At 61.4% G+C, this 25,885-nt stretch carries 29 protein-coding genes and 1 pseudogene; 13 read left to right on the forward strand and 17 right to left on the reverse strand.

All coding sequences use genetic code 11. From position 1 onward, the window contains the following. Nucleotides 1–8 precede the first annotated feature (8 nt). The 3 genes from ACWDN5_RS07900 to ACWDN5_RS07910 all read right to left on the reverse strand — a co-directional run bounded on the left by ACWDN5_RS07900 (nucleotide 9) and on the right by ACWDN5_RS07910 (nucleotide 2,623). Nucleotides 9–1,679, reverse strand: coding sequence for a terminase large subunit (locus tag ACWDN5_RS07900; protein ID WP_449675351.1), 1,671 nt, complete (start codon nucleotides 1,677–1,679; stop codon nucleotides 9–11). A gap of 11 nt (nucleotides 1,680–1,690) precedes the next feature. Next, nucleotides 1,691–2,152: a phage terminase small subunit P27 family gene (locus ACWDN5_RS07905; RefSeq protein ID WP_449675353.1), complete on the reverse strand. Its 462-nt coding sequence runs from the start codon at nucleotides 2,150–2,152 to the stop codon at nucleotides 1,691–1,693. A 156-nt stretch (nucleotides 2,153–2,308) separates the two neighbouring features. Beyond that, nucleotides 2,309–2,623 (reverse strand): HNH endonuclease, encoded by a 315-nt coding sequence (locus ACWDN5_RS07910; protein WP_449675355.1) that lies wholly within the window; start codon nucleotides 2,621–2,623, stop codon nucleotides 2,309–2,311. 159 nt (nucleotides 2,624–2,782) lie between these two features. Here ACWDN5_RS07910 and ACWDN5_RS07915 point away from each other — a divergent pair, with 159 nt between their 5' ends. Together ACWDN5_RS07915 and ACWDN5_RS07920 are read left to right on the forward strand one after the other, a co-directional pair. Then, nucleotides 2,783–3,190, forward strand: a complete 408-nt coding sequence (locus ACWDN5_RS07915) for an Lsr2 dimerization domain-containing protein (RefSeq protein WP_449675357.1) — start codon at nucleotides 2,783–2,785, stop codon at nucleotides 3,188–3,190. 222 nt (nucleotides 3,191–3,412) lie between these two features. Next, a complete protein-coding gene (locus tag ACWDN5_RS07920; protein ID WP_449675359.1) occupies nucleotides 3,413–3,931 on the forward strand; it encodes a hypothetical protein in 519 nt (172 codons plus the stop codon). A gap of 2 nt (nucleotides 3,932–3,933) precedes the next feature. Here ACWDN5_RS07920 and ACWDN5_RS07925 read toward each other — a convergent pair whose 3' ends face one another. The 4 genes from ACWDN5_RS07925 to ACWDN5_RS07940 form a co-directional block, all read right to left on the reverse strand. Continuing rightward, on the reverse strand, nucleotides 3,934–4,158 hold the full coding sequence (locus ACWDN5_RS07925) for a hypothetical protein (protein ID WP_449675361.1): 225 nt from the start codon (nucleotides 4,156–4,158) through the stop codon (nucleotides 3,934–3,936). 128 nt (nucleotides 4,159–4,286) lie between these two features. Next, a complete protein-coding gene (locus ACWDN5_RS07930) occupies nucleotides 4,287–4,628 on the reverse strand; it encodes a hypothetical protein (protein WP_449675363.1) in 342 nt (113 codons plus the stop codon). Between the two features lie 360 nt (nucleotides 4,629–4,988). After that, entirely contained in the window at nucleotides 4,989–5,372 is a 384-nt protein-coding gene (locus ACWDN5_RS07935; protein WP_449675365.1) for a hypothetical protein, read from the reverse strand. 741 nt (nucleotides 5,373–6,113) lie between these two features. Beyond that, entirely contained in the window at nucleotides 6,114–6,854 is a 741-nt protein-coding gene (locus ACWDN5_RS07940) for a hypothetical protein (RefSeq protein ID WP_449675367.1), read from the reverse strand. 345 nt (nucleotides 6,855–7,199) lie between these two features. On the opposite strand from ACWDN5_RS07940, the gene ACWDN5_RS07945 reads away from it, so the two are divergent. The 7 genes from ACWDN5_RS07945 (at nucleotide 7,200) to ACWDN5_RS07975 (ending at nucleotide 10,744) form a co-directional block, all read left to right on the forward strand. Then, nucleotides 7,200–7,931 carry an NUMOD4 domain-containing protein gene (locus ACWDN5_RS07945; RefSeq protein ID WP_449675413.1) on the forward strand — a complete coding sequence of 244 codons (732 nt, stop codon included), beginning with the start codon at nucleotides 7,200–7,202 and terminating at the stop codon, nucleotides 7,929–7,931. After that, entirely contained in the window at nucleotides 7,928–8,698 is a 771-nt protein-coding gene (locus tag ACWDN5_RS07950) for a hypothetical protein (RefSeq protein ID WP_449675369.1), read from the forward strand. The genes ACWDN5_RS07945 and ACWDN5_RS07950 overlap by 4 nt, the downstream gene beginning before the upstream one ends. Continuing rightward, nucleotides 8,695–8,844 carry a hypothetical protein gene (locus tag ACWDN5_RS07955; protein ID WP_449675371.1) on the forward strand — a complete coding sequence of 50 codons (150 nt, stop codon included), beginning with the start codon at nucleotides 8,695–8,697 and terminating at the stop codon, nucleotides 8,842–8,844. The genes ACWDN5_RS07950 and ACWDN5_RS07955 overlap by 4 nt, the downstream gene beginning before the upstream one ends. 372 nt (nucleotides 8,845–9,216) lie before the next feature. Beyond that, complete coding sequence (locus ACWDN5_RS07960; protein WP_449675373.1) at nucleotides 9,217–9,408, forward strand: hypothetical protein; 192 nt, start codon at nucleotides 9,217–9,219, stop codon at nucleotides 9,406–9,408. A gap of 188 nt (nucleotides 9,409–9,596) precedes the next feature. Further along, nucleotides 9,597–9,785 carry a hypothetical protein gene (locus tag ACWDN5_RS07965; protein ID WP_449675374.1) on the forward strand — a complete coding sequence of 63 codons (189 nt, stop codon included), beginning with the start codon at nucleotides 9,597–9,599 and terminating at the stop codon, nucleotides 9,783–9,785. Between the two features lie 233 nt (nucleotides 9,786–10,018). Continuing rightward, a complete protein-coding gene (locus ACWDN5_RS07970; RefSeq protein ID WP_449675376.1) occupies nucleotides 10,019–10,384 on the forward strand; it encodes a hypothetical protein in 366 nt (121 codons plus the stop codon). A 27-nt stretch (nucleotides 10,385–10,411) separates the two neighbouring features. Next, nucleotides 10,412–10,744: a hypothetical protein gene (locus tag ACWDN5_RS07975; protein ID WP_449675377.1), complete on the forward strand. Its 333-nt coding sequence runs from the start codon at nucleotides 10,412–10,414 to the stop codon at nucleotides 10,742–10,744. Between the two features lie 370 nt (nucleotides 10,745–11,114). Here the strand turns inward: ACWDN5_RS07975 and ACWDN5_RS07980 are convergent, their stop codons facing one another. The 3 genes from ACWDN5_RS07980 to ACWDN5_RS07990 form a co-directional block, all read right to left on the reverse strand. Then, nucleotides 11,115–11,288, reverse strand: coding sequence for a hypothetical protein (locus ACWDN5_RS07980; RefSeq protein WP_449675378.1), 174 nt, complete (start codon nucleotides 11,286–11,288; stop codon nucleotides 11,115–11,117). Between the two features lie 96 nt (nucleotides 11,289–11,384). Further along, nucleotides 11,385–12,701 carry a recombinase family protein gene (locus tag ACWDN5_RS07985; protein WP_449675380.1) on the reverse strand — a complete coding sequence of 439 codons (1,317 nt, stop codon included), beginning with the start codon at nucleotides 12,699–12,701 and terminating at the stop codon, nucleotides 11,385–11,387. After that, nucleotides 12,691–12,939, reverse strand: coding sequence for a hypothetical protein (locus tag ACWDN5_RS07990; protein ID WP_449675382.1), 249 nt, complete (start codon nucleotides 12,937–12,939; stop codon nucleotides 12,691–12,693). The genes ACWDN5_RS07985 and ACWDN5_RS07990 overlap by 11 nt, the downstream gene beginning before the upstream one ends. A gap of 395 nt (nucleotides 12,940–13,334) precedes the next feature. On the opposite strand from ACWDN5_RS07990, the pseudogene ACWDN5_RS07995 reads away from it, so the two are divergent. Both ACWDN5_RS07995 and ACWDN5_RS08000 read left to right on the forward strand, forming a co-directional pair. Next, nucleotides 13,335–13,607 (forward strand): annotated as a pseudogene (locus ACWDN5_RS07995) (3-methyladenine DNA glycosylase); the annotation flags it as partial. A gap of 116 nt (nucleotides 13,608–13,723) precedes the next feature. After that, nucleotides 13,724–15,514: a hypothetical protein gene (locus tag ACWDN5_RS08000; RefSeq protein WP_449675384.1), complete on the forward strand. Its 1,791-nt coding sequence runs from the start codon at nucleotides 13,724–13,726 to the stop codon at nucleotides 15,512–15,514. A gap of 3 nt (nucleotides 15,515–15,517) precedes the next feature. Here the strand turns inward: ACWDN5_RS08000 and ACWDN5_RS08005 are convergent, their stop codons facing one another. The 3 genes from ACWDN5_RS08005 to ACWDN5_RS08015 are packed head-to-tail and all read right to left on the reverse strand — an operon-like array spanning nucleotide 15,518 to nucleotide 17,471. Further along, nucleotides 15,518–16,297 carry an aldo/keto reductase gene (locus ACWDN5_RS08005; protein ID WP_449675386.1) on the reverse strand — a complete coding sequence of 260 codons (780 nt, stop codon included), beginning with the start codon at nucleotides 16,295–16,297 and terminating at the stop codon, nucleotides 15,518–15,520. Nucleotides 16,298–16,337: 40 nt separating this feature from the next. Further along, complete coding sequence (locus ACWDN5_RS08010; RefSeq protein WP_449675415.1) at nucleotides 16,338–17,132, reverse strand: helix-turn-helix domain-containing protein; 795 nt, start codon at nucleotides 17,130–17,132, stop codon at nucleotides 16,338–16,340. 45 nt (nucleotides 17,133–17,177) lie between these two features. Continuing rightward, entirely contained in the window at nucleotides 17,178–17,471 is a 294-nt protein-coding gene (locus ACWDN5_RS08015; protein WP_449675388.1) for a hypothetical protein, read from the reverse strand. A 158-nt stretch (nucleotides 17,472–17,629) separates the two neighbouring features. Between ACWDN5_RS08015 and ACWDN5_RS08020 the strand changes: the two genes are divergently transcribed. Then, nucleotides 17,630–17,989, forward strand: coding sequence for a nuclear transport factor 2 family protein (locus ACWDN5_RS08020; protein ID WP_310973014.1), 360 nt, complete (start codon nucleotides 17,630–17,632; stop codon nucleotides 17,987–17,989). 42 nt (nucleotides 17,990–18,031) lie between these two features. On the opposite strand, the gene ACWDN5_RS08025 is transcribed toward ACWDN5_RS08020, so the two are convergent. Continuing rightward, complete coding sequence (locus tag ACWDN5_RS08025; RefSeq protein WP_449675390.1) at nucleotides 18,032–19,186, reverse strand: NAD-dependent epimerase/dehydratase family protein; 1,155 nt, start codon at nucleotides 19,184–19,186, stop codon at nucleotides 18,032–18,034. Nucleotides 19,187–19,325: 139 nt separating this feature from the next. Here ACWDN5_RS08025 and ACWDN5_RS08030 point away from each other — a divergent pair, with 139 nt between their 5' ends. After that, a complete protein-coding gene (locus ACWDN5_RS08030; protein WP_449675392.1) occupies nucleotides 19,326–19,823 on the forward strand; it encodes a GtrA family protein in 498 nt (165 codons plus the stop codon). Here the strand turns inward: ACWDN5_RS08030 and ACWDN5_RS08035 are convergent. Genes ACWDN5_RS08035 through gcvP form a run of 3 tightly spaced genes read right to left on the reverse strand, consistent with a single transcriptional unit; the run spans nucleotide 19,753 to nucleotide 25,783 of the window. Beyond that, entirely contained in the window at nucleotides 19,753–21,927 is a 2,175-nt protein-coding gene (locus ACWDN5_RS08035; RefSeq protein WP_449675394.1) for a glycosyltransferase, read from the reverse strand. The genes ACWDN5_RS08030 and ACWDN5_RS08035 overlap by 71 nt on opposite strands. Next, entirely contained in the window at nucleotides 21,924–22,859 is a 936-nt protein-coding gene (locus ACWDN5_RS08040; protein ID WP_449675396.1) for an NAD-dependent epimerase/dehydratase family protein, read from the reverse strand. Before ACWDN5_RS08040 ends, ACWDN5_RS08035 begins: the two co-directional genes overlap by 4 nt. A 47-nt stretch (nucleotides 22,860–22,906) precedes the next feature. Continuing rightward, complete coding sequence (gene gcvP / locus ACWDN5_RS08045) at nucleotides 22,907–25,783, reverse strand: aminomethyl-transferring glycine dehydrogenase (RefSeq protein WP_449675398.1); 2,877 nt, start codon at nucleotides 25,781–25,783, stop codon at nucleotides 22,907–22,909. Nucleotides 25,784–25,885 lie beyond the last annotated feature (102 nt).

Here is a 25,885-nt window from a genome sequence, read left to right on the forward strand (position 1 = left end):
TTCTTCTCCTAGAAGTCGATTTCGTAAATCGATGGTGTGATGTACTCGCTTTCTGGTTCTGGTTCATAGGCCAGATAGATAGCGTTGATGGTTGCCGCCAACCCGTCGATTTTGTCCGCCGAGCTTTTCTTGTGCAGGATGGTTCTATCTAGGTTGTCGGTCACTGTGGCTACGTTCTCCAAGTTCCATGTCAGGATCGGATTGAAGCCGTGGTAAATCTCTTTGTTGAGTACCTTTGCCTCAAAGTAGGCGGTAGGTGGTCCCAGTGTTTTTGCTGTCTGCGGTACATCGATAAGCACTAAGCCAGCGTCTTCAAGAATCTGCGCGGAATCACGCGACTGCCACTTGTCAATTCCTATCGCTTGCACGTCGTAGAACCGAGCTAGCTCAATGATCTTCTCGCGCACAACATCAAAGCGAATCTCTTCACCCTCGAATATGTGCAGCTGGCCGGCTCCTGCCCACTCTTTCAGCTTGTACTTCATATGGTCGTCTCGACTCTCAATGCTGTATTGAGTAGCCCAGGACCAACTAAGAATGGTGAAGCCTGGTTCGTTTTCCTGATCTCTCCCCGGCTTACCAGGGAATACCAGTGTGAAGCTGGTTAGATCCTTCTTGCTCGACAAATCCAATCCGCCGTAGCACTTGCGCCCGTCTAGCAGCTCTGGTTGCACTTCTCCCCCGGCTTCACCAGAAGCAATCCAGCGGGCACTATCGATCCAAGAGCTACCTTCGTTGCTCCAGATATTTAGGTAGTACGCTTTGAAGTGCGGCACCTTGTGCGGCTTGAGCATCGCTTCCGCGAACTCTTCCTCAAGGTAGTTGAACCTGTTGGCCTGTCCTAGTGACGGGTTGGCGTAACGCCATACCTCCGGGTCTTTCCAGTCCGCTGTTTCGTCGATCGGACGCATAAAGACAAGCTTGTGCTTGTTCAGCGATGGGTCTTCGAAGATGCGCTTGTCTGCTGCCCACTCTTCAAAGCCAAACTTGTGCTTGTTCTTGTACCCCGCAGTGGAGATACCGATAAGCAAGGGTTCAGCAGTAGAACCCTGACCACCCTTAAGCGAGTTGATGAAGTCGCCGTTCTTCTGTACCGCAAGCTCATCAATGATAACCGCTGTAGGCTCCCCACCTAGCTTTTCGTCTTCACCCGAGGCAACCACCTTGAGCTTGCTGCCAGTCGGCACATGCTCAATCTCGCGCCACCCGTTTCTAATTTTGAAGATCTTCGGGTTGTTCAGTTTCTTATTGGCTTTGATGAAGCCCTTAGCTTGCTCGAATATCTGGTTAGCCTGGTCTCTGGTCAACGCACCACAGAGGATAGTCGCCTTACCTGGCTTGCCTGTTGATACAAACATGTCGAGTGACAGCAAATACAAAGCCATTGCGGCAATGATCGTGGTCTTACCGTTCTTACGCGGAATCCATATATTGCAAGTGGTGTACTGACGTACGTAGCGGCCTAGCTCAGCATCCCATCGGACAGTGCCAAACAGCTTTGTGAATACATCGTCACGCTGCCAGTCGAGAAGCTTAATCTTGCTGCCCTGGTGCATACCAGAGCTAAGGATCATCGCGTCTTCAATAAAGCCAATTACAGCCTTAGCACGCTTTTCGTCGAATAGGAATTCAGTATCTAGCGCGTTAGCCGGCCTCCAATCCACGTAGGGAAAGTCCATATGTGTTCACCTCATGAAATAGCAGAAAGCCAATCAGGCGTATCCTCGCTATCCGCAGGTGCGACTGTAAGTTTTGCCAAGTCCCCCGGGGTAAACCCGAAAGCCCTTGATCCTTGCGCTATGCGCTCGTTAGCTTCCTTAAGAATTGTGAATCCAGGGTTCTTCACCAAGGATTCATTGCGACCCTCAACCACAAACCCATGTTCATTGATCGTGTTCATTGCATCTTCAAACTGCATCACTGCTACGCAATAGGATGCGTAGGTCATGACGTATTCGTCTTTGTCAAAGCCCTTTTCAATCATGTACGGAAGTAGGCGCATCCATTCGACTAGCGCTTGATCCTGTACATACTCAGGTGGATTAAATGCCACGCTTATACCTCCTCTATGCATACTTATGCACTCCGCTGCCGTCGTTACACAAAGCGAGCGCACCAAAAAGCCCAGGTCAGCATTTTTTTGCATAACCATAAGGGCCGGGTCTAGAAGCTGATCAAGCTCAGACTTTTGATCACTCCCTCCCTAGGGGTATGCATAATCATGCAAGATCTATGCATATTGGCGAGAGTGCTTAATGAATTGATTCAAAAATAGAACTTCGAATTAGATTCGAGCAAAGCGAAGGATTTAAATCACTTTGTTCTGACGCTTACTGTTACATCTCTTATGTGCTGGTGCTAGGTTATCCATCCTATTAGTACCCCCGCGTGATAGGGGTACTATGTGGTCTGCTGTATCTGCCCCGCGCGTTTGGCATAACCAACACAAGTCATTGCTTGCCAGTAGTGCGGCACGGTTGGTGTAGTACTCATGGTTATAGCCACGTTCGTACGCTGTGCCTCGTGCTCTGTCTTCCTTAGCTTGTTGCTTGCGCTTGCATACGTCGCATCTACCAGGCTTGGTACTGACTGTCCTACATCCCCCGGGGCATAGGTAGTGCATGTGCTTATCCCCCTCATAGTCTTAGGTAGTAGCCCCTCCCTTTAAAAGCTGACTCATCTACTCCCCTGGCTTAAGACACGCCTAGTAAGCCCTACTAGCTAGGCTTAGCTAAGGCTTGTGCTAGTCTCTGCCCTAGGTAAGACCTACTAAGGAGCAGGGATGGCTAGGGAACGCATCGTTCAGTACAACGTGACTGACGACTTCACAGGCGAGAAGATCGAGGAGACTGAAGCCGAGTACATCCGCTTTGAAGTCGGTGGCTTTGAGTACAGCTTTGAGGTGGGAGCGGCTACCCGCACCAAGTTCAAGACTGCCTTGAAGGCGTTCATCACTGCCGGAGACAAGGACTTCGATGAAGACAAGGGCTACGGCCCCTTCAAGCGTGCCAAGGGCAAGCCCGTGGCTGGTGCTCCTGCGGCCAACTCGGAGCGTGCGGAGTGGCAGCAGCGTGTACGTAGTTGGGGCCAGTCGGTCGGCCACGACGTGAAGGACAAGGGCCGGATTGCCAGCAAGGTGATCGATGCCTACGTGGCGGCCCACCCGGACGACCCGGACCCTGGTGCCTGACGCTCCACAGGGACGCTGAGAGCCCCGTATGCCGCTTCTGGTGTACGGGGCTCTCTCGTGTCTGCTGCCTGCCTCACGGCCTGGCGGCCGGGGTCGAGCTGGTGCACCGAACGTAGCAAGCTCTGTAGCAAGCCAGCCGGCCATTTGTTGATCATGCGTTCCGTCACCGTGACGTATCGCCCTGGTGTGATCACTTGCTGATCTTCGGCTAGTTTCGAGCCCGTGAACAGTGCTCCCCTCTGGCTGACTGTCGTGCTAGCCGCCATCACTAGCGGGTCTACTCTCATCGCTGGTGGTCTTACTACTTGGCTTACGCTTCGCTATGCCAATAAGCGCTTAGCATTAGAACAAGCTCACCAAAGCATGCAAGACAATCATAAGCTGCACTATGAACACCGACTTGAGGCTTACACCGAGGCTATTAAGACACTTGAGGCTATCAAGGATTACTTCTTTGAAAACGCAGATCCTAAACCGTTTATTAGTTCACTGGCTAAGCTCGACGCGCTCAAGAAGCAGCTTGACGATACATTCGATGTAATCCAGATTCTAAGCGGTGGAAAAGTTTCTGATGCCATGTTAGGTGTCAGGCAGCGCATCTCAATAGCACAGATGGTAGCCATCGCTTCCACTCATGATGAACAGAAGCTGACATACGAAACAATCACTATCTACCGCAACGAAATCATTGCATATCGAGACCTTATCCTTGCTGCAATAAAGGAAGAGCTAGGCGTCTAGATTCATGCTCCTGGTGGGTCTTGTACAGGCACCTCAGGTACAGGGTCTGTCGCGAGATAGTCCCTAAGCTGATCGATGATCTCTAGTACTGCTGCCTTGTCTTCATAACGGAAGCGGACGGTTCCATTGCTTCCCTGAAAGTTAAGACTGAAGTCGATGAGCTGTGGTGTGAACTGGAAGCTATCTTCAACGATACGCTTACCGTATCTTGTTAGTTGTTCTGTCATTGGTTATTAACTCCTTTGATTGATAGAGGTGTTCTCGGCACCCCGCCGAATTAGCTTGTGCACGCGAGGGATTCGAACCCTCTGCCGTTACCTAGCGGCTTGTACTCCTTGTGCGTGCTGTTAATGCTTTACTTTTGATATATCGATTTCCATGCTTTGAGGTTGATGATTAGATCATCAACGTTGGTTACACTCCAGCTTGCTCCTGGCACTGATGCTCGATAAGGAGTATTGCTATAGGTTCTGATCTCATTTGGTGCCTCTGCATCCAAGCTGTCTGCCATCTTGCGGAATAGGTCAGCTACTGCCTTACGGTCACGCTCTTCAAAGGCAACTCTTGCCCATGCCTTGCGCAGTTCCTTTGCTGGATCACCGACGATAATTACTTCCATCTTCTTGACCCTGTCGAACTCGAATCGCTCGACTGTTTGACTGCTAGTGTTCTTCTTAAATCCTTCTACGCGTTCCATTGCGTATCCTCTCTGGTCCCACGACCATCTTTTATTTACCCGCCGCCGGGTAGTCCTTGTGCCCTTTCGGGCGGCTGCTTGTAACGAGTGCTAACGTAACCCGAGCTTGCGAAGCAAGCGACGGTGACGTGTACGAGTGACAAGCATCTGAGCGAAGCTCAGCTATCTATAACCTTGATTGGTCGTCCTTGATTGACGACACGCACACAAGCGTTACACCATGGTCTGAAAGTCTTGCTTTCAAAGAACCACTTCCAACGTGCTGTTAGCCTGCGCTCGCAGTTATCACATTTGAAGATATCATTTAGCTCTCTGAGCGTCCTTTTATTGATCTCCATCGGGACACCCCCCGTTATTAAATTAGAGCTTCCTGATCTCCTCTATAAGCTCTTTATCTGCACCAAGCTCAACTAGCTTCACGTAGACGTGTGTCTTATATTCCTTGAACGCTAGTTCGCGTTCTCTAAGCTGGAAGTCTTTCTCGGCTAGTTGTGCCTTGAGTTCCTCGTTCTCTGCATTCTTCATCTCTAGCTTCTTCTCAACTAGGTCTAGTCGTGCTCGAAGATCTTGGATGTCTTTCGCGTGTATCTCATCACGCTTATCCCAGTCGGCACGCCATTCGTCTGTGATGACCTTCCGATCATCTATCTTGTCTCTGTTTCGTTTGAGCCATAGCTCAATGCCCTTGATTGCCCCGCCGCTACCAAGCGCACTACCTATTGCCACAAGTATTGTTTCTAGCATTTCACCGACAGTCTGATGAACATCACCAGACCAATCAGTATCGGGACTGCAAAGCCGATAATAGCGATCAGCGGGGATGCTCCTACAATAAGTAAGCGGAAGACCAGCATGTAGACATACGTAACGGTCATCCAAAGAATAGCTGATTTACGAAGCTTGACTTTTCTCGCGTATCCATCCCCCGACGAAACGATAGCCGGCCCTAGGATCATTAACGCTGGGATCATCTCAGCTACCCCGGCGATAAGCTTGATTAGGTTATTTTGATATACGGAAGTAGCTATCCACCATGTCGGTATGGCTGTTCGGACAGCGATCACGAGCAAGGCTAGGGCTAGGATTATCTCGATAGCTTCAAGCGGATTGCGGACCAGCCATCTGAACTTACTTATTACCGTCATGGTTTCACTTCCTTTCAATAAGTTGGGAGCCAGGGAGTAGAGGGAGCAAAGCGGGTGACCTTCTCAACCTCTACACCCCGGCCGTCTTTAGTGCGCACACACCAAAGCTTGATGCACTTCCGTTGAGAATCTAGGGTCATGCAAGTTAAACCCGCTAGCCGGGGGTCATTGACTACAGTAAATGTCGCTAGCGGGAAGTCTGTATTAGAAGACCCCCGAGGTTAACGACCTCGGGGGTGCCACTTCTAAAGGGAGTTGAAATAGAATCGAGTGAAATTCTCTTCACCTATACACAGTTGTTACCACCCCTGATCGGTAACACCTGTTCTCAAAGAATGTCTTACCAGTCATCTCCGCTTCTTGTAACTTCTCGTACTCGCTGACCGGGAAGGACTATATTCTCCCAATCGAGTAGCTCAGGAGCCTCTTCCGAATATTCGGAAGTCGGGGGTTGTTGCTTCTCATCAATAGATTGAATTCTAATATCTTTATTATCAATAGAAACACCTTCATCCTTTGAAGAATAGAGAAGCCCCTCAGGGCGAGCGCTTGCGCGAGTTGATGTTTCTTTATCTGCTTGAGTAGATGTTTCTTTAATGTTTATTGTTCGAAAACTCGGAAGGGGTACTTGCTCGTTTTCGGAAGTAGACTTGCCGGAATTCGGAAGGGGTACTTGCTGGGATTCGGAAGTGGTGGAACGGCCTACGCGTAGATTCTCTATTGACCTAGCGTTCTGCTTGCGCTTCTCCCAGCTCTGTCCTATTGCTAGTTGGTAGTAGTTCTTCTTTCCCCCGCTGGATAGGGTTCTAGTGGTTAGCACAAGCCAACCGGCTTCTACTAGCTCAGACAGCTTCTCGCTCACTCTGGACACACTCAACCCTGTAAACGGGGCAATGTGTTCCTTTTGACTCGGAAAGGCTAGGCCGTACACGTCAGGGTGCACGGGGCTGCCATCCTTATTGGTTTGGTTGTTTACGTAATCTGCAATGCAGAACGCAACCTTAAGAAGCTTGTCGGGGCAACCGGCTTGGATCAGTTCACTGTACCAACCCCACTTGTCTACAATATTGATAATGCTCATTTGTTCTGGACCTCTCGTTAAGGCAAAAAATATCCCGCTAGCCGGAGGTCCAGTCACAGCTAGCGGGAAAGCCTTTTAGTGTTAGTAGTAGCGCTGACTCCTTTCGGACTTGAGTGGACCTCTATTCGCTCTAGATCTATTGTCTCATGGATCTTGTTATTGTCAAATTGCCTACTGCTTTATAACGCTTAGGTCACAGAATAAAGTTACCCTGCATATAGTGCCTGCTAGAGGCCGGCTAGCCATTTCGGTAACACTGCATCATAATAAAATTTATGGGACAATACTTGTATGCAGCCGAGAGGTTGTAAATTTCTAAAGGGATAGATTCACATTAACAATTCAATCAATCTTCCAGGAGAGACCTGGAAAGAAGTACCAAACTTTGAAGGATACGAAGTATCCAACATGGGGCGCATCCGCTCTTACAGAACAAAGGGCTACGGACGAGACATCTTTACTCAAGTCCCCCGCTTCATGAGCACTAATTCTAAGCAAGCTGGTAGCTACCTTCAAGTCGGCTTAATGCGCGACGGACAGCGCCACGTATTCCGCGTACACAAGCTTGTATTGAACGCGTTTGTAGGACCAGCTCCGGCAGACAAGCCGCACGGTCGTCACCTCAATGGCAACCCTCAGGATAACCGTTTAGAGAATCTTGCATGGGGTTCAGCCAAGGAAAACTATGAAGATAGCGTCCGTCACGGAACTGCTTACCTTGGTGTACGTGCACCACGCGGAGAAGACCATCCAACAGCGAAGCTAACCGATTCTGTTGTCGAGCAAATGAAGCTTGATGCCGTAGCCGGTATGTCACGTAGGGATATCAATAAGAAGTATGGATACAAGAACGCTAGCGCGGTGCTTACCGGTAACCATTGGGGACACATTCGCCCAGACCTCAACACCAGACTCAGAGAAAACGTCGACGTTGCAGAGGCTGTCAGACTCGTTAAGAGCGGCAAGATTCTCGTTGATGTAGCTCGACTACTCGGAACCACAGCATCGGCCGTTTCAAGGGCATTCAAACGCCACACTGGCATTAGCGTTCGCCAGTGGAGAGCTGGTGTCGCATGACCACCACTGAGTACAGCTTCTCTATCTACAACCTGACTGACAAAGTCGACCGCATCGCTAACGCCATCTTCAAGAACTACCCGTTCTTTAACCACGATGACCGTGAAGCAATCAAGGTTGATGCCAAGTCAGCTCTATGGATGAAGTACGAACAGCTACACGAAAAGCTACCGGGCACTGATGACCCGGACCAGTACGAGAATGCTTGTGTTCGCCACGCCATCACCAAGGAATGCAAGCGTGTAGTTGACAACTTCTATCGAACCACCTGGAACGAATACTACGAATGGGAATGGCTCAAAGACAACTTTGATCGTTTGTTCAGTGGCTACACCATCGGTACCTACGCCTATGCAGAGAGCCAGCTAACCACTGGTGATCCGTTCAGCCGCATTGTGGTCAACGGTGGAGACCAGGCCGAATACGCAGACTTCAATGAAGCGTTCTCGAACCTTTCAGCCAAGGACCAAAGCTACCTAGCTGAACCAGAGCGCGAGGATATGGGCACCCACCTGAGACTTACCAAGACCGGCAAGGTCTATTACGGGCGAGCCCTACGCAAGCTACACCGTGAGATGAACAATATTGCGGGCAGCAGAATGAACAAGACCAATAAGAGGGAGGCTAAGAGGATGGAAGAGCTACACCAAGAAATGCTTGCGCACATCGATTCGATCAGCGGAAAGCTAGCCAAGGTTGACGACCGTCTAGAAGCAGTTACACAACTAGCCGACGCCCACCTACTTAAGACAGGAGCTACAGAATGAACGACTACTACTTGATTGCCCGCCGGGTACGCAAAGCAGAGCTACGCGCAATGCGATACGACAAGGACCTTAGAGACAAGATCCTCGCCGACTTCGTAGAGCAGATCAACAACACCATCAAGTCACTGACCAAAGGGAACGACTGATGTGGTCGTTGATGAACACGAGCTAGAGCGCCGACGTTACATATTCGAATACTTCTGCAACCAGACAGGCATAGACCCATTTCGCATGTCAGAAGCTGAACGCACGCTCTTTGAGCTAACACTCAAGTTCAATGCAGGCGAGTTACAACCACGCAAGTTTGATGCAATCCGCTATCTGGCGGAACAACAAAATAATCCGGAGGAAGACAATAAACATTAAGCAAGTGCAGTACATCGTAGAAGACGGTAAGGAACAGGTTGTAGTGACGCTACGCCCGGAGATTGCTTTCCGTCAGACCAAGTCAGATCTAGAGAACCTAGTTCTAGACTTTGCAGCAGATAAGCTAGAGGCTTTAAGAGGGGGTGATCTAAGTGAGTGAAGTTGAAGTTACACGAGTACCAGTAAGCAAGACCGTAAAGATTCGCATTCTGGGTGTTAAGGATGATATCGAGAAGGCATGGAAGAACGCCGTTGAGTCTGGCGCTATGAGCGAGGAAGAACTTAAGGAAGCCAAGGAACGCCTAAAGGCTAAGTTTGAAGGAAAGAAGGAAGACAATGAGTGAGTGGATTGAGTTTGGTATCCGCTACAAGGGACAGACCTGGTTTCCAATGGCATTCACCCTTGACTCACTGCCTGGCATTCACACTGCGGATGCAGACCGTTTCAAGCATGACTTACTGAACACAGCTAGTGGCTTAGTTGCCGGGGTCGAAGCAGAATCACTACATGATGATAAGGGAGGTGATCTAGATGGCGGAGAACAGTAAGCTTCACATCACGTTTGTAGGTGCGACTCTCGACTTAGGAGATGGCCCACAGTCTGTAGACGTTGTAGAGGTTCGCGACAAGAACGGCGAAGTATTATTCGAGGCAGGCGAGCATGAGCCAACCGTGACTTACAAGCTTAAGCCAGCAAAGTTAGAAGACGATAAGGAATGAACCGTGTAGAGGGGTGTCACTGCTGGCACTCCCTCTATCGGGAACACAAGTGCTCAGGCGAGCTTGTCATACTGGACTGGCCAACAGCCGGCCACCTGCAAGTTTGTCGAGCTTGTAGCCAATGGATAGCCGAGCATGACAGAATGCTCAAACCAGCAGTACAGCAGTAACAGCGGGCAGCCCTAGAGCGACTAAAGCTCTAGGGTTACTTGCATCCTAAGAGAGGGGATGACATGCGAAAGGTTCTTATCGGCTTAGCCTGCCTGTTCGTGGCGGGTTGCGGAGCGAACAGCACTACTAACACCAGCTCGACTACCACAACGCCTAGCACGGGTCCCGAGAGCTTCAACTACGTTATCAGCGTTGCCCCGGGCAATACGCTTGATGTGACCACAGACAAGGGCTTGCCGCCTACAGAGCTTGCTACGGCTTATGACGACCGGTTGAAGCTGACTGTGACCCAATGGGGCATCAACGACAAGCCGAGTGCGCACGTGACCGGTAAGCCTGCCTTCTGCACTATCGCCGATAAGACTGGTGCCATAGTCGGCGAGGTCAAGAAGACCGATGCTACTGACATGACTTGCTACGTTCCCTGATCTCCTATCCCCCGCCGGAGTACAGCAATGGCTAAGCAGTACGTGAGTAGTTCTCGCCGTCGTAAGATCACCTTCAGTGGCTCAACAGTAACTATCAGAGCCGATATCAAGAAGGGCATCTTGGGCGACATCAAGACGAACAGCTTCCCTATCAGTGCAATCACTGATATCAGTAACACTCCGCCTGGTAGCAGTCACGGTGTCCTCAAGTTCACCGTTAAGGGCAAGTCCACTGACGTGCTCGACAACCCCGCTAGCGGCGGGGACAAGGTGGACATGCAGACCTTCTGCTACGGCCACCTAGAGAAGCACCGGGTAGACAAATTGCTCAAAGCAATTGATGAAGCTAAAGGCCAATAGATATTCTCGGTAATCACTAAGTATATTGTGAGTAGCGGTTAGTCACGGCTGAGTAACGATGGCCCGTCTTTAAATTTGATAATTATGTTTACGGCCGTGCACGTGCTGTACTTGAAGAGTCCTGCTAGCCGGGTCCCCGCTCAGCGCTAGCAGGGCTTTTCTTATAACTAAACATTCGGAGGTAATCCATGGATAAAGATAAGGAGGGAGATCTACCGGGCGAACAGTGGAAAGACCAGATTGACGCAGCTCTAGCACTAGAGGTGTTCACAATTGAAGTCGCACGAGACGTTCATACGATCCTATCCCTATAACAAGCAAAGAGCCCCGGCTAAGACCAACTTCGGTCCGCCGGGGCTCTTGCTATCTACTAGCTACTTCGTTCCTCTTCTTCTCTTGGAATAATCATGCATGCTCCACTTCGGTTCTTAGCCGCCGTGTGCAACTGCTCAGCGTTCGAGTACCGGCCCAGCTCATTACCTTCACGATCTTCAAGGATGATGGCTTTACGGTCCTCGGTAACCCGGCTGTAGTACAGCTCCACGGTGTAGCTCCTATCGTCTGGGCAGGCCCTGTGCCTGCCGCTGTGTAGAGACTACATGTAAGGGTTGCCTAACTGCACGGTCCCCAAAGTGGCGTGTCAGAAGTCCAGTTGATCCGGATGGAACCGGGCTCCCTTGCGGCCTGTGGGGTTCACCTCGACGATTGGATAGATCCTGGCGATAGTTGCCCGCTGCTTGTCTATCGACGCGTCAAGGAAGCTCTGAGCGTCATCTACGGGCAAAGCCACGTTGACCGGCTTCTTGCGCTGTAGCTCCTTAAGCTCAGCATCGATAGGTTGAGTGAAGGCTAGGAAGTCTTTCAAGCTAATAAGCTTTTCCTTGCGAGCCTCTACGTACTCGTCACGGTCTTTTTGTAGCTCCGCGATACGTTCGCCGATAGGGTCTTTGGCCGGCTCTTCGCTCACCTTTGGAAGCTTCTTGATGTATTCATAAACTCGCCGGGTGAAGTACTCATCCAACGCTTTCATGTTGCGGACAATCTTTCCGCAACCCCCGCGTGACGGGTTACACCAATAGCTAGGCCACTTGGCAGACAGCTTGGACTTACACAGTCCACAAATCAGGATGCCGGTAAGAAGATGCTTGCGGGCCGTAGAAGTCGAGTAGGCCACATTGCCAGATAGAGCCTTCACAACCTCTTCGTGTTCGTCCTTAGTGAAGATGGCATCCCACTGACCTTTGCCGACAACCTCACCGTGGTAGGTCTTCAATCCAGCTAGCTCAGGCTTACGCAAGATACGTGTCAGGTCTTGTGTTTTCCAGGTCTTACCGTTGCTGGTTAATATTCCGCGCTCTCGCCAGTCTTTTATTATTGCGTAGGCTGATACCCCGGCGACTATTTGTTTACGCGCATCCTTGAGGTTCTGAGCCTCTTCGGGGATGACCTTTGCATATCCCTTGGTCCAGCCATAAGGACGGTTGCGTGCCTTAGGTGGGATGCCTTGCGCAGCGTTATAGGCTTTCTTCTCAGCTACAAGCTTGCCGACAGTCCTAGCGTACTCAGAGTCAAAGATACCTTTGATCTTGCTTTGAAGGTCATTCTTGATCTCACGCCCGTAAGAGTCACGGACCAGTGTTCCAGCTTTTTCTATCCTCTTAAGGAAGACGAAAAGCTCTTCCTCTTCGCGACTGATGCGAGCCTGATCACGGACACACAGACGCTTGACCGTTCCGTCATCGATGCCCCGCAGCATCCGCAGGAAGTCCGGACGCTCTAGCCCCTTAGATGCACTAATACCCTCATCTACGAACTCGCCTGCTACATAGCCACCTTGAGACTCCACATACTTGGTGTCATTGGTCCGCTGAACCTCGATAGATTCAGCGTCCTTGTCATTGGCTACATAAGACTTACGTAGATAGAGATACCAGGGCTCACGCTCTTCACTCGTCATGCTTAACTCCCAACTCTTCAAGTCGGGCAATCAAGCCTTGTTCAAGTTCAGGTGACTCTTGCGGCAAGTTACTAAGCCACCGTGTTAGCTCATCAATGCGAGCTTTACGTTCAATGATAGGGATGATGGCTTGCAAAGCATCCCTAAGCTTGTCTGATCCAGTACAACCCGGCCCCATGTGCAAGCGGGTGTAGTGAGCCAACGCCAAGTCCCAGACTTCTTGATCAATCTTCTGCACCGCTCAGTCCCTCTCTAACAAGATCAGAGCCGGGGCCGCCCGTAGACAGCCCCGGCAGTCTGGTTCTCAGTCGTCGGCAAGCTCACGCCCATCTAGGGCACTGTGAAGCATGAAGGTCACGCCAAGCTCAGTCATAGCCGGGTAAGGCACACAGACGCACTCTCCTGTGTCCTCGTGTTCAACAAGGTCACCCGATGGCATGACATGCGGGACGACACAGCTGACACAGGCAAAGACTTGTGCCCCGGTGCCTGAGCGGCCGACTGGCACGTGTGGCGTGTCGCTGATGAGGTAGTCCCTGTCACAGACAATGCAGGCGAGTCCGTCAAGCTGGGCCGCTGTGTGCGTGGGCTGGTGATCCATGATCCACTCCGGTGTACGTCAGGGAATGTTACATGGATCTGTTCAAATGGGCGTACAAGCTCGACCCGTTCGTGCCGGCGGAGCTGGTCGCGGACTGTTTCGAGCTGGCGGTCGAGATCCGGACCCTGGACATGCGGGCGAGCCCGTACGACCTGGGTTCGTTCGGCTACCCGCCGGTGCGGATCGAGACGGCCGCGGGCCGGGCGGAGTACGCCAGGGCCCAAGGGGAGTTCGCCCGCCGGGCGGCGCCACTGCGTCATCGCCTGATTGCGCATTGCCATCGCCTGGTCAGCGCAGCACCCTGAGCGCGGCCCACTGTGAGTCAGATTATTCTCTCACCGATACTCACCTGTTAGGGTGATAACGGTTTGATTGCATAGCAGCGCGTGCTTGGCATGCGCTCACCCCGAAAGGATGACGGATGGGGCGACACTACCGGGACGAGGAGCCGGTGCCGCACCCTCAGGACCGCACGCCACGCGTGCCCGCCGAGGGCCGCAGCGAGGCCTCCGGTGCCTTCCGCACCCCGGGGCGCAGCTCCATCTCGGACGCCTTCGGCATCGCTCGCGTGCCGGGCGAATCGTCCGGTTCGGTGTTCTTCACGGAAGGGGTGCAGGCGCCCGGCTTCCCGCCCGACGGCCCGGCCACCCGGCGGGGTGAGGCCTCGGGGGCGTACCCGGCCGCTTCGGGCCCGGCCACCCGCCGGGGTGAGGCTTCGGGCTCGTACCCGGTCGCCGGCGGGGATTCCGCCGTGACGCACGCGCCTCGCCGGGGTGAAGCCTCCGGGGCTCACCCGGTGACGAGCAGCGAGATCACGACGACCATCGCCACGCGCCGCGGCGAGGCCTCGGGTTCCTACCCCGCCGCCGACAGCGCGACTCGCTCGCAGCGCCGTGGCGAGGCCACCGGGGCCGCCGGGAGCGCCACCCGCACACCCCGCCGCGGCGAGGCGACCGGCGCGCACCCGGTCACCGACACCACCCGCTCCCGCCGCGGCGAAGCTTCCGGCGCTTACCCGGTCACCGAAGGCGAAGCGCGCCCGGCCGGCACCACCTCCCGCCGCGGTGAAGCCTCCGGCGCCTACCCGGTCACCGATGGCGAAGCCTCCGGCGCGCACCCGGCCGGCGCCCGCTCCCGCCGCGGTGAAGCTTCCGGCGCTTACCCGGTCACCAACGGCGAAGCCTCCGGCGCCGAAACCACCTCGCGCTCCCGTCGCAAGGACCGCGGCGCACCGGTCCCGGACCGCGTCGAAACGCCCGCCTCCGGCCGACCCACCCGCGCGTCCCGCCGGGCCGAAGCCACCGGCGCACACCCCGTCGCCGCCGCCGGCGAAGCGGCTTCCCCGCGGTCCCGCCGCAGGGGCGGCAAAGCTCCCGCGGAATCCGCCGCCGAGCGGACCGAGGTCATCACCCGGCCGGACGAGGACGTCGCCACCCGGCCCGACGACACCGGCACCGACGTCAGCGGGCCGCACACCCCGGGCCGCGGCGAGCGCACCGACTCCACCGGGCCCCAGCGCGGCGGCCGCGGGGACAGCACCGGGCCGAACCGGACTGCCCGCAGCGAAGGCACCGGCTCGCACCGGATCGTCGGCAAGAGCGATGCCACCGGGTCGCACCGGATCGTCGGGAAGAAGGCTCCGCGCCGCCGGATCGCCACCTGGCCGATCGCCTGCCTGGTGCTCGCCGTCCTCATCGGGCTCGGCGTCGTCGGCTGGAACTGGGCCGACAACGAGCTGAACAGCCGGGCCGAGGCGCAGGCCGCCAGCTGTGACGGCGGCACCACGCACATGCGGGTCGTCGTCACGCCGAGCGTGCAGAAGCCCGTCGCCGCCGCGGCCGACCGGTGGAACCAGGCCGCCACCGTCGTGCACGGGCAGTGCGTGCACGTCATGATCGAGGCCAAGCCGTCGGCACAGGTGCTCGACGCGCTGGTCGGCCGGGCCAAGCTGGACTCCATCGGCGGGCTGCCGGCCGCCTGGCTGCCCGAATCGTCGTACTGGGTCAGCGAGCTCACCACCAAGAAGCCCGAGATGATCGGCTCGCCCGCCCAGTCGGTGGCGAACGCGCGCTCGGCCGACTACCCGTTCATCGGGCTCGCCGGCCCGGGGGTCGACGACACCGCGCTGCGCGCCGCCCAGACGTTCCGCGAGTACCTGGAGCAGCCCGCCCAGCAGGCCGACTTCGCCGCGGCGGGCATCAAGTCGACCTAGGCGCTAGACCCGCGTGCCGTTGTCGAGCTCGGCCACCACGGCGAGGTCGTCGTCGGCCAGCTCGAAGTCGAAGATGCCGAAGTTCTCCCGGGTCCGGGTCGTGGTGGCCGACGCCGCCACCGCGACCGTGCCGTTCTGCAGGTGCCAGCGGAGCACGATCTGCGCCGGGGTCTTGCCGTACTTGGCGGCGAGCGCGGTGACCGTTTCGTCGGACAGCAGCGCCGCGTTCGCGGCCGGGCTGGCGGCGGCCGTCACGATGCCGCGCTCGGCGTGGAACTCGCGCAGCGGCACCTGCTGCAGCCACGGGTGCAGCTCGACCTGGTTCACCGACGGCACCGCGCCGGTCGCGTCGATCAGCCGGCGCAGCTCGGCGACCCCGAAGCCGGCGACGCCGATCGCGCGGGCCCGGCCGTCGGCGCGCAGCCGGCTCAGCGCGCGCCAGGTGTCGGTGAACGCACCCTTGGTGCCCTCCAGCAGGCAGAGATCGGCCCGCTCCAGCTGCAGCGCCGCCAGCGCCTGATCGGCTGCCCGGCGGGCGTTGTCGTAGCCCTGGGCGGGCACGTGCACGCTGACGAAGAGGTCCTCGCGGGGCACTTCGGCCGCGGCGAGCACCGCGCCCACCGCCGTCTCGCTGCCCGGCGTCGTGTCGATGCCGCGGTAACCGGTGTCGAGGGCGATGCGGACGGCCCGGCCGATTTCGGACGGCGACAGGCCGGCGACGCCGAACAGCAGCTGGGGGATGCGGACTCCGACGGACAGGGCGAGCGAAGGCGGGACGGCCATCAACCGGTGATCCTCACTTCGGATGCTGCGCGGACCCCCATCATCCCACCCGGGCGGCCCGCTCGCGCAGGTACGCCGCCGTCGCGCTGTCGGCCGGGAAGAACGACTCGATCACCAGTTCCGCCACGGTGACGTCCAGCGGGGTGCCGAACGTGGCCACCGTGCTGAAGAACGTGAGGTCGACGCCGTCGTGGCGGAACTTCAGCGGCACGAAGATGTCGCCCGGTCCGGGGACCTCCACCTCGGGCACGGCCTGCTCGCACGGGTACCCGCGCAGTTCGTCCAGGAGCTCGGCGAGGCCGGTGTCGGCGGTCTGGGTCACCTGGCGCCGCAGCCGGCCGAGCAGGTGGGCGCGCCACTCCCCCAGGTTGAGGATGTGCGGCGCCATGCCGTCGGGGTGCAGGGTCGCGCGCAGGACGTTGGTGGTCAGCTCGGGCGGGATCCCGGCGACGAAGAGGCCGACCGCGCTGTTGGCGTCGACGAGGTCCCAGTTCCGGTCGACGACGGCGGCCGGGTACGGCTCGTGGCCCGTGAGCAGCTGCCGCACCGCGCGGCGGACGGCGTCCAGCTCCGGGTCGCCCAGTGCGGTCTCGGTGTAGGCGGGTGCGTACCCGGCGGCGAGCAGCAGCCGGTTGCGTTCCCGCAGCGGGACGTCGAGGTGTTCGCCCAGCCGCAGCACCATGTCCCGGCTCGGCTTGGAGCGGCCGGTTTCCACGAAGCTGAGGTGGCGGGTGGAGATGTCCGCCGAGATCGCCAGATCGAGCTGGCTGATCCGGCGCCGGTCGCGCCATTCGCGCAGCAGCTCCCCGACGGGCCGCTGCCGCGCCTGCACCATGGTCGTCACGCGAGCGACGCTACGGCGAGCACGGCGTCGCTGCCATTACTTCCGGGGTAATGGCTCGATCTCCGCACCGGCCGGGCAAAAGCCCTCCAGGCGGTCCATCAGGTCCAGGACGGCGTCGTAGGCCGGATCGTCGGTCCCGTCCGGAGCGCCGTCGGCGATGAAGTCCAGCGCCGCCCCGCCCGCCCGCAGCAGGGCGGCCTTGGTGACACCGGACGCGTAGCCCGCGGTCGCCACGGCCTCGAGCGCGGCCCACGCCTGCCCGGCGCGGGCCGCGGCGACCAGGTCGCCGACCAGGACCGGGTCCGCGGGCGGCTCGGCGTCGTTCGTCATGCCCGGAGTGTGCCGAGCCGCGGCCGGGGCGCGCCACCGGATTCCGCGGCCGCTCCGGCATTACCTCTCGCGTAATCGACGCGCCGCCGCTGGTCCGCCAGAGTCGGTCCCAGCACCGGATGACGGCGGAACCGTTGTCCCCCAACCGAAGGAGCACCATGACCGACGTTCGCACCCTCGTCGAGCGGTACCTCGCCGTCTGGAACGAGACCGACGCCGACAAGCGCCGGGCCCTCGTCGCCGACGTCTTCACCGAGACCGCCGGCTACACCGATCCGCTCGGCGCCGTCACCGGGCACGACGGGATCGACCGGTTCGTCGCCGGGGCCCAGGAGCAGTTCGGCGGCCTGACCTTCAGCCTGCCCGCCGAGCCGGACGCCCACCACGACCTCGCCCGCTTCCAGTGGTACCTCGGCACGCCCGGTGCCGAGCCGGTCGCCATCGGGTTCGACGTCGTCGAGCTCGAAGACGGGAAGATCGCCCAGGTGCACGGCTTCCTCGACAAGCTGCCCGGCTGACATCCCGGTGGGGGCTCCCCACGCGGGAGCCCCCACGAACGGCTAGCTCTTCAGCGCGCCGCGCCAGCGGACGGTCGGGCGCAGCTTCTCCGGGTTCACCCGGTGCTTGTTGGCGCCCACGATGTCGAACATCGACTCGATCAGCGTGTCCGACAGCAGGTGCGGCTCCAGGCCCAGCCCGACCAGCCCGGTGTGCTTCACGTTGTAGTAGTGCTCCGGCGCCTCGGTGCGCGGGTTCTCCAGCTGCTCGATCTGCACCGGGCCGGGGAACCGGTCGGCGACCAGCTCGGCGATCTCCGCCACCGACATGCTCTCGGTCATCTGGTTGAACACCCGGAACTCCCCCGGCTCGGCGGGGTGCTCGACGGCCAGGCCGATGCACTCCACCGTGTCGCGGATGTCGATCAGGCCGCGGGTCTGCGCGCCCTTGCCGTACACGGTCAGCGGCTGGCCCAGCACCGCCTGGATGACGAACCGGTTGAGCACCGTGCCGAACACCGCGTCGTAGTCGAAGCGGGTGGCCAGGCGCGGGTCCAGGGCCGTCTGCGGGGTCTGCTGGCCGTACACCACGCCTTGGTTGAGGTCCGTCGCCCGCAGGCCCCACGCGCGGCAGGTGAATTCGATGTTGTGCGAATCGTGGACCTTGGTCAGGTGGTAGAACGAGCCCGGTCGTTTCGGGAACAGCACGCGGTCGGAGCGGCCGTTGTGCTCCAGCTCCAGCCAGCCTTCTTCGATGTCGATGTTGGGCGTGCCGTATTCGCCCATCGTGCCCAGTTTGACCAGGTGGATCGCCGGGTCGATCTCCGCGATCGCGTAGAGCAGGTTCAGGTTGCCGATGACATTGTTGTGCTGCGTGTACACCGCGTGTTCGCGGTCGATCATGGAATACGGCGCCGACCGCTGCTCGGCGTAGTGGACGACGGCGTCCGGCGCGAAGTCGCGCACCGCCGCGAACAGGAACTCCGCGTCGAGGAGGTCGCCTTCGTAGCTGGTGATCGTCCGGCCGGAGACCTCGCGCCAGGTCGCGATGCGGTCGGCGAGGGACTCGATCGGGACCAGGCTTTCCACGCCGAGTTCGGCGTCGTACCCGCGCCGCGCGAAATTGTCGAGAACGGCCACCTCGTGGCCTTTGTCCGATAAGTGCAGCGCGGTCGGCCAGCCCAGATATCCGTCACCGCCGAGAACCAGCACACGCATTGTGCCGCCTTTCCTGCTCGTTTACGCCACACGAACGCTATAGATCACGTGCTGATGAAGACCTGGCAATGACCTGTGAATCTCCTATGCATGAGGGGGTCGGACGGCGGCGCGACCGGCCCGCGGGGAGGATGGGGGCATGACGACCGTAACCAACGGCGTGCGGCCCCGCACGGCGGACGAAACCCGCCATCGCGGCTGGGCCCGCCTGGCGCGCGCCGCGACGACGTCGGTTGCGGCCACGGTCCTCAGCCAGGTCGTGCTGCTCGCCGTCCTCGCCACCGGCGGCGCCGCTTTCCTGGCGAGCGCGCTGGCCTGGGCGGCCGGCGCGGTGCTGAACTTCCTGGTCACGCGCCGCTGGGTGTGGGGCCGCACCGGGCGCCCGCGCGTCCGGCGGGAACTGCTGCCCTACCTCGCGGTGATCGGGCTCGGCGGGCTGGCGTCGATCGGCCTGACCACCCTGGCCGGCTCGCTGCTGACGCCCCTCGACCTGCCGCACTTCTGGTGGGTCGTGCTCGTCGACGGCGCGTACGTGGCCAGTTACGCGCTGGTGTTCGCCGTGAAGTTCACGCTGCTCGACCGGTTCGTGTTCGGCCGCGGCGCAGCACGTACCCCCGCCACCACGTCCCGGTCATGACCCGCGCGTAGTTGGCGCCGTAGACGAGGCTGCCGCCCTTCTTGCTCTTGCCCGCCTTGCGCAGCCGCATGCTCATCGGCAGCTCGGTGACGCGGGCGCCGCGCGCGGTGACGCCGAGCAGCAGCTCGGACGACTGGTACTGCGGCTCGTTCAGCGGGACCGAGCACGCCAGCTCCGCCCGCATCGCGCGGAAGCCGAACGACGTGTCGGTGATCCGCCGGGCCGTGAGCACCGACGCCAGCGCCGCGAAGACGCGCACGCCGAGCCACCGGACGCGGCTGTCGGCTTCCTCGTGCCCGAGCCGCCGGGATCCAGTGACGAAGTCCGCGGTCCCGTCGACGACCGGCCTGACCAGGGCTTCCAGCTCGCTGTTGTCGTACTGGCCGTCGGCGTCGGTCGTGACGACGTACTCGGCGCCGGCTTCGGCCGCGAGGTGGTAGCCCAGCCGCAGCGCGGCACCCTGGCCGCGGTTGCGGGGCGCGACGCACACGTACGCGCCGTGCGCTTCGGCGATCGCGGCGGTGTCGTCGGTCCCGCCGTCGACGACGACGAGGACGTCGACCGGCATGCCGAGGCACTCGTCCGGCATCTTCTCCAGGACTTCGCCGATGCCGCCGGCTTCGTTGTAGGCGGCGATGACGACGGTCAGCGGCGCCAGTTCCAGCTCCGGGTGGCGGCCGCGGAAGTCGTCCAGGGCGCCGGAATCGACGTCGTCGGGGAAGGCGGCGAGCCGCTTCCGGCTGGCCGAGGTCAGCGTGGTGAAGCCGAGCGCTCCGGCCACCGGCAGCAGCACGAGCGCCGGGATCTGGTAGCGCCAGGAGAACTGGAACAGCGCCGAGGCGAACAGCAGGAGCAGCCCGGCCGACGCCGCGAGCAGGGCCCCGGCCCGGGCCCGGTCGAGGGGTTTCCTGCGCCGGAACACCGTCAGCAGGCCGAGGAGCGCGCCGATGCCGAGGACCGCGCCCGGGACGTACCCGCCGCCGAGCTGGTAGTCGCGCAGGATCTTCGCGAGGGGCTGGTCGACGCTCGCGACCACGCCGTCGTTCTGCAGCGTGACCAGGTCGATCAGGGACTGGTCGGCCCACTGCGGGTAGGTCAGCTGGAACTGCCAGCGGTCGAGGGGGACGTCGGTGGGGTCCTGCTCGCGTGTCCAGGCGAAGCTCTTGGCGAAGTCGTCCAGGATCGCCGCGGCGACGTCGCCGGGCTGCTCCTTGAGGACGTCGATCGCGAACTCGTGTGCCAGCGCGGCCTTGTCCGCGCCGGGCGGGAGCGGGCCGGGCCAGTTCGGGTCGAGGTCGGCGTGGGTGTAGTTGTCGACGAGCCGGGTTTCGCGCGGCTCGGCCGGGCAGAACACCATCAGCGCCGGGTCGAGGTGGAGGTTCGCGCAGTCGGCGACGGCGGCGATGCGGCCGTAGAGCATGTTCCCGGACGGCCCGGTCAGCCCCCACTTCCCGGTCTCCGCGTGCACCCGCGCCGAGTACGGGACCAGGACGACGAGGAGCCCCAGGAGGCCGACACCCGCCCGGCGCCAGCCCGTCCAGTGCCGCCACGCTCCCCCGGCGACGACGAGGAAGACCAGCAGCGGAACGGCGAGGGAGATCCCGATCAGCCGGGTCAGCACGCCGAAGCCGAGCAGCAGGCCCGCCGCGCCGGCGCGCTTCCAGCCGGGGGTGCCCCAGCCCAGCAGCAGCCACAGCAATCCGAGGAGGACGGCCTCGAACGTCACCTCGGACATGATGTTCTGCTCGATCTGCAGCTGGTAGGCGTCGAGCAGGACCGGGGCCGCGGCGAGCGCGCCGACCCACGGGCGGCCGCCGAGGCGCAGGACCAGCGCGTACAGGCCGATCGCGATCAGGACGCCGCCGGCGTGCTGCACCGCGGCGACCCAGGCCAGGCCGCCGACGGCCAGCAGCGGCCGCAGCACCAGGTCGTAGCCGATCGGGTCGAGCTGGTCGGCGCGCAGGGCGTGCAGGTTGTCGAGGTAGCGGAAGGAATCGATGAACAGCAGCGCCGGGCGGTAGGCCGGCCAGGTCAGCACCCGGAGGGTGATCGCCGGGACGAGGAGCAGGAGCAGCAGCCAATGGCGCCGGAGAAAAGCTTTCACTGGTTCGCGAGGCCGGAGAAGTACTTCCACGCCGTCGCGAGGCCGTCGGTCAGCGAGACCTCCGGCCGGTAGCCGATGGTCTCCGCGCTCGCCGAGACGTCGACGACGACCGCGGGCATCTCCCCGGCCGGGGCCTCGACGTGCTCGACCGGCAGTTCGGCCCCGGTCACCTCGCGCACGGCTTCGACCATTTCGAGCACGGACACCGAACGCCCGGCGCCGACGATCGCGCGGCCGGAGTAGCCGCTGTCGAGGGCGAGGAGCACCGCCCGCACGACGTCGTCGACGTGCACGAGGTCGCGGCGCTGGCGGCCGTCGCCGTAGACCTTGACGCCGCCGCCGGTCAGCGCGGCTCGCATCATCCGGGGCACGAAACTGTCCTTGTGGGACATTCCCGGGCCGTAGACGTTGGTGAACCGCAACGCACACGTCGTCATGCCGTACGCCTCCGCGTAGCCCGACAGCAGCATTTCGCACGCCGCCTTGGTGGCGCCGTAGGGCGTCAGCGGGCGCAGTGGCAGGTCCGGGGTGATGGTGGCGGCGCCGACGTTGCCGATCACCGCGTTGGTCGAGGCGAGCAGGAACTTCGGCACCTCGTGGCGGCGGGCGAGCTCGAGGAGTTCCTGGGTGACCAGGACGTTGTCGGCGAAGGTGTCCTCGGGCAGCTCGACCGACTTCAGCACCGACGTCAGCGCGGCGAGGTGCACGATCGCCGCGGTCTCGCGGGTCACGGCCTGCTCGCGGACGGCCGCGTCGCGGAGGTCCCCGGCGACCACGCGGACGCCGGCCAGGTCCTCGGGGAACGGGACCCGGTCGACGACGGTGACCGGGACGCCCCGGTCGCGGAGGGCGTGCACGACGGCCCGGCCGATGAAGCCGCTGCCTCCGGTCACGACCACAAACGTCCGATCAGGACCGTGCCCACTCACCATGGGCGTCAACCTACCCGCCGTTCCTGTGTGCCCGCGCGATGGCTCGCTCAGGCGAACGCCTCCGGCGGCGGGCAGGAGCAGACCAGGTTCCGGTCACCCGCGGCGCCGTCGATGCGGCGGACCGGCGGCCAGATCTTCGCCGCGCCCGGGCCGGCCGGGAACACCGCGGTCTCCCGGCTGTAGGGCCGGTCCCACTCGCCGGTGACGCACCGGGCGGTGTGCGGGGCCTGCCGCAGCGGCGAGTCCTCGAGGGGCCACTCCCCCGCCGCGACCCGGTCGATTTCCGCGCGGATCGCGATCATCGCCGCGCAGAAGCGGTCGAGTTCGGCGAGGTCTTCGCTCTCCGTCGGCTCCACCATCAGCGTGCCCGCGACCGGGAACGACATCGTGGGCGCGTGCAGCCCGTAGTCCGCCAGCCGTTTCGCGACGTCGTCGACCGTGACACCGGTGGCCTTGGTCAGCGGCCGGAGGTCGAGGATGCACTCGTGCGCGACGAGCCCTTCGTGGCCGGCGTACAGCACCGGGTAGTGCCCGGCGAGGCGGCGGGCGACGTAGTTGGCGTTGGCGACCGCGACGAGGGTGGCCCGGCGGAGGCCTTCGGCGCCCATCATCCGGACGTACGCCCACGAAATCGGCAGGATCGACGCGCTGCCCCACGGCGCCGCGCTGACCGGGCCGACGCCGGTGACCGGGCCGGCCGCCGGCTGCAGCGGGTGGTTCGGCAGGAACGGCGCCAGGTGCGCGCGGACCCCGATCGGGCCGACACCGGGCCCGCCCCCGCCGTGCGGGATGCAGAACGTCTTGTGCAGGTTGAGGTGCGAGACGTCGGCGCCGAAGTGGCCGTACTGGGCGACGCCGATCAGCGCGTTGAGGTTGGCGCCGTCGACGTACACCTGCCCGCCGGCGTCGTGCACCGCCGCGCAGACCTCGCCCACGGTGTCTTCGTACACGCCGTGCGTCGACGGGTAGGTGAGCATGATCGCCGCGAGGTCGGCGCGGTGGGAGTCCACTGTGGACCGCAGGTGGGCGAGGTCGATGTTGCCGTCGGCGTCGCAGGCGACGACGACCACGCGCAGGCCCGCCATCACCGCGCTGGCCGCGTTCGTGCCGTGCGCGCTGGCCGGGATCAGGCAGACGTCGCGGGCGTGCTCGCCGCGGGAGCGGTGGTAGGCGCGGATGGCGAGCAGGCCGGCGAACTCGCCCTGGCTGCCGGCGTTGGGTTGCAGGGAAACGGCGTCGTAGCCGGTGATCCGGGCGAGCCAGGCGCTCAGGTCGGCGGCCACGTCCAGGAGCCCGGCGGCGTCCTCGGCCGGCGCGAACGGGTGCAGGCCGGCGAACTCCGGCCAGGTGACCGGCTCCATTTCGGCGGTGGCGTTCAGCTTCATGGTGCACGAGCCGAGCGGGATCATGCTGCGGTCGAGGGCGACGTCCTGGTCCGCCAGCTGCCGGAGGTAGCGCAGCATGGCGGTTTCCGAGCGGTGCGCGTGGAACACCGGGTGCGTGAGGTACGCACTGGTGCGCCGCAGCGGGGCCGGGAGCGCGTCGGCGGTGTCCGCGTCGAGTCCCTCCACATCGGACACGGAGACGCCGAACGCCTTCCACACGCAGGAAAGCCGCTCGCGGGTGGTGGTCTCGTCGCAGGCGATGCCGACGTGCCCGTCGTCGATCCGGCGCAGCGAGACGCCGAGGTCGCGGGCCGCCGCGACGACCGCGTCCGCCCGGCTCGGCACGGCCGCGACGACGGTGTCGAAGAACTCGCCGTGGACGACCTCGATGCCGCCTTCGCAGAGCCCGGCCGCGAGCACCGTCGCCATCCGGTGGGCGCGCAGCGCGATCGCGCGCAGGCCCTCCGGCCCGTGGTACACCGCGTACATCGACGCCATCACGGCGAGGAGGACCTGCGCGGTGCAGATGTTCGACGTCGCCTTCTCGCGGCGGATGTGCTGTTCGCGCGTCTGCAGGGCGAGCCGGTACGCCGGCGCGCCGTCGGCGTCCTTCGCGACGCCGACCAGCCGGCCGGGCAGCTGCCGCTCCAGGCCCTTCCGCACGGCCAGGTAGGCGGCGTGCGGGCCGCCGAAGCCGAGCGGCACGCCGAACCGCTGCGTCGAGCCGACGGCGACGTCGGCGCCGAGCTCGCCGGGGGGCCGCAGCAGGGTGAGGGCGAGCGGGTCGGCGGCGACGATCACGGCCGCGCCGTGCTTCTTGGCCTCGGCGATGGTGAGGTCGAGTTCGCGGACCGCGCCGGACGCGCCGGGGTAGGACAGGAGGACGCCGAAGAAGTCGCCGCCGAGCCCGAGCCCGGTCAATCCCTGGGAGAGGTCCTCGACGACGAGTTCGATGCCGAGGGGTTCGGCGCGCGTCCGCAGCACGGCGAGGGTCTGCGGCAGGGTGTCTTCGTCGACGACGAACCGATTCGACGTGGTCTTCCCGGCCCGGCGCACGAGGGTCATCGCCTCGGCGGCCGCGGTGGCTTCGTCGAGCAGGGAGGCGTTGGCGACCGGAAGGGCGGTCAGATCCGCGACCATCGTCTGGAAGTTGAGCAGCGCTTCGAGCCGCCCTTGGGAAATTTCGGGCTGGTAGGGCGTGTAGGCGGTGTACCAGGCCGGGTTCTCGAGGACGTTCCGCCGGATGACGGGCGGGGTGACGGTGTCGTGGTAGCCGAGCCCGATCATGGCGGCGGTGGGCCGGTTCCGGGCGGCGCGTTCGCGGAGTTCGGCGAGGGCTTGGGCTTCGGAGGCGGCGGGCGGCAGTTCGAGCGGCTGCGCGGACCGCCGCAGCGACTCCGGGACGGCCCGTTCGGCGAGTTCGTCGAGGGAGGCGACGCCGATGACGTCGAGGATGTGGCGCAGGTCGTCCGGTCCGGGCCCGAGGTGCCGGTCGGCGAAGGGGATGCCCTGTTCGAGGGAGGCGAGTGACGGATCCACGAAGGCCTCCTGGGACAGCGGGGGTGGACCGGGACGGCGGTGTCCTGGTCCTCCCCGCTCTGTCTGACCCCGAGGGGCGCCTGAGAGTTTCGCCCGCAGGTT

Source organism: Amycolatopsis sp. NPDC003731, from assembly GCF_053586895.1.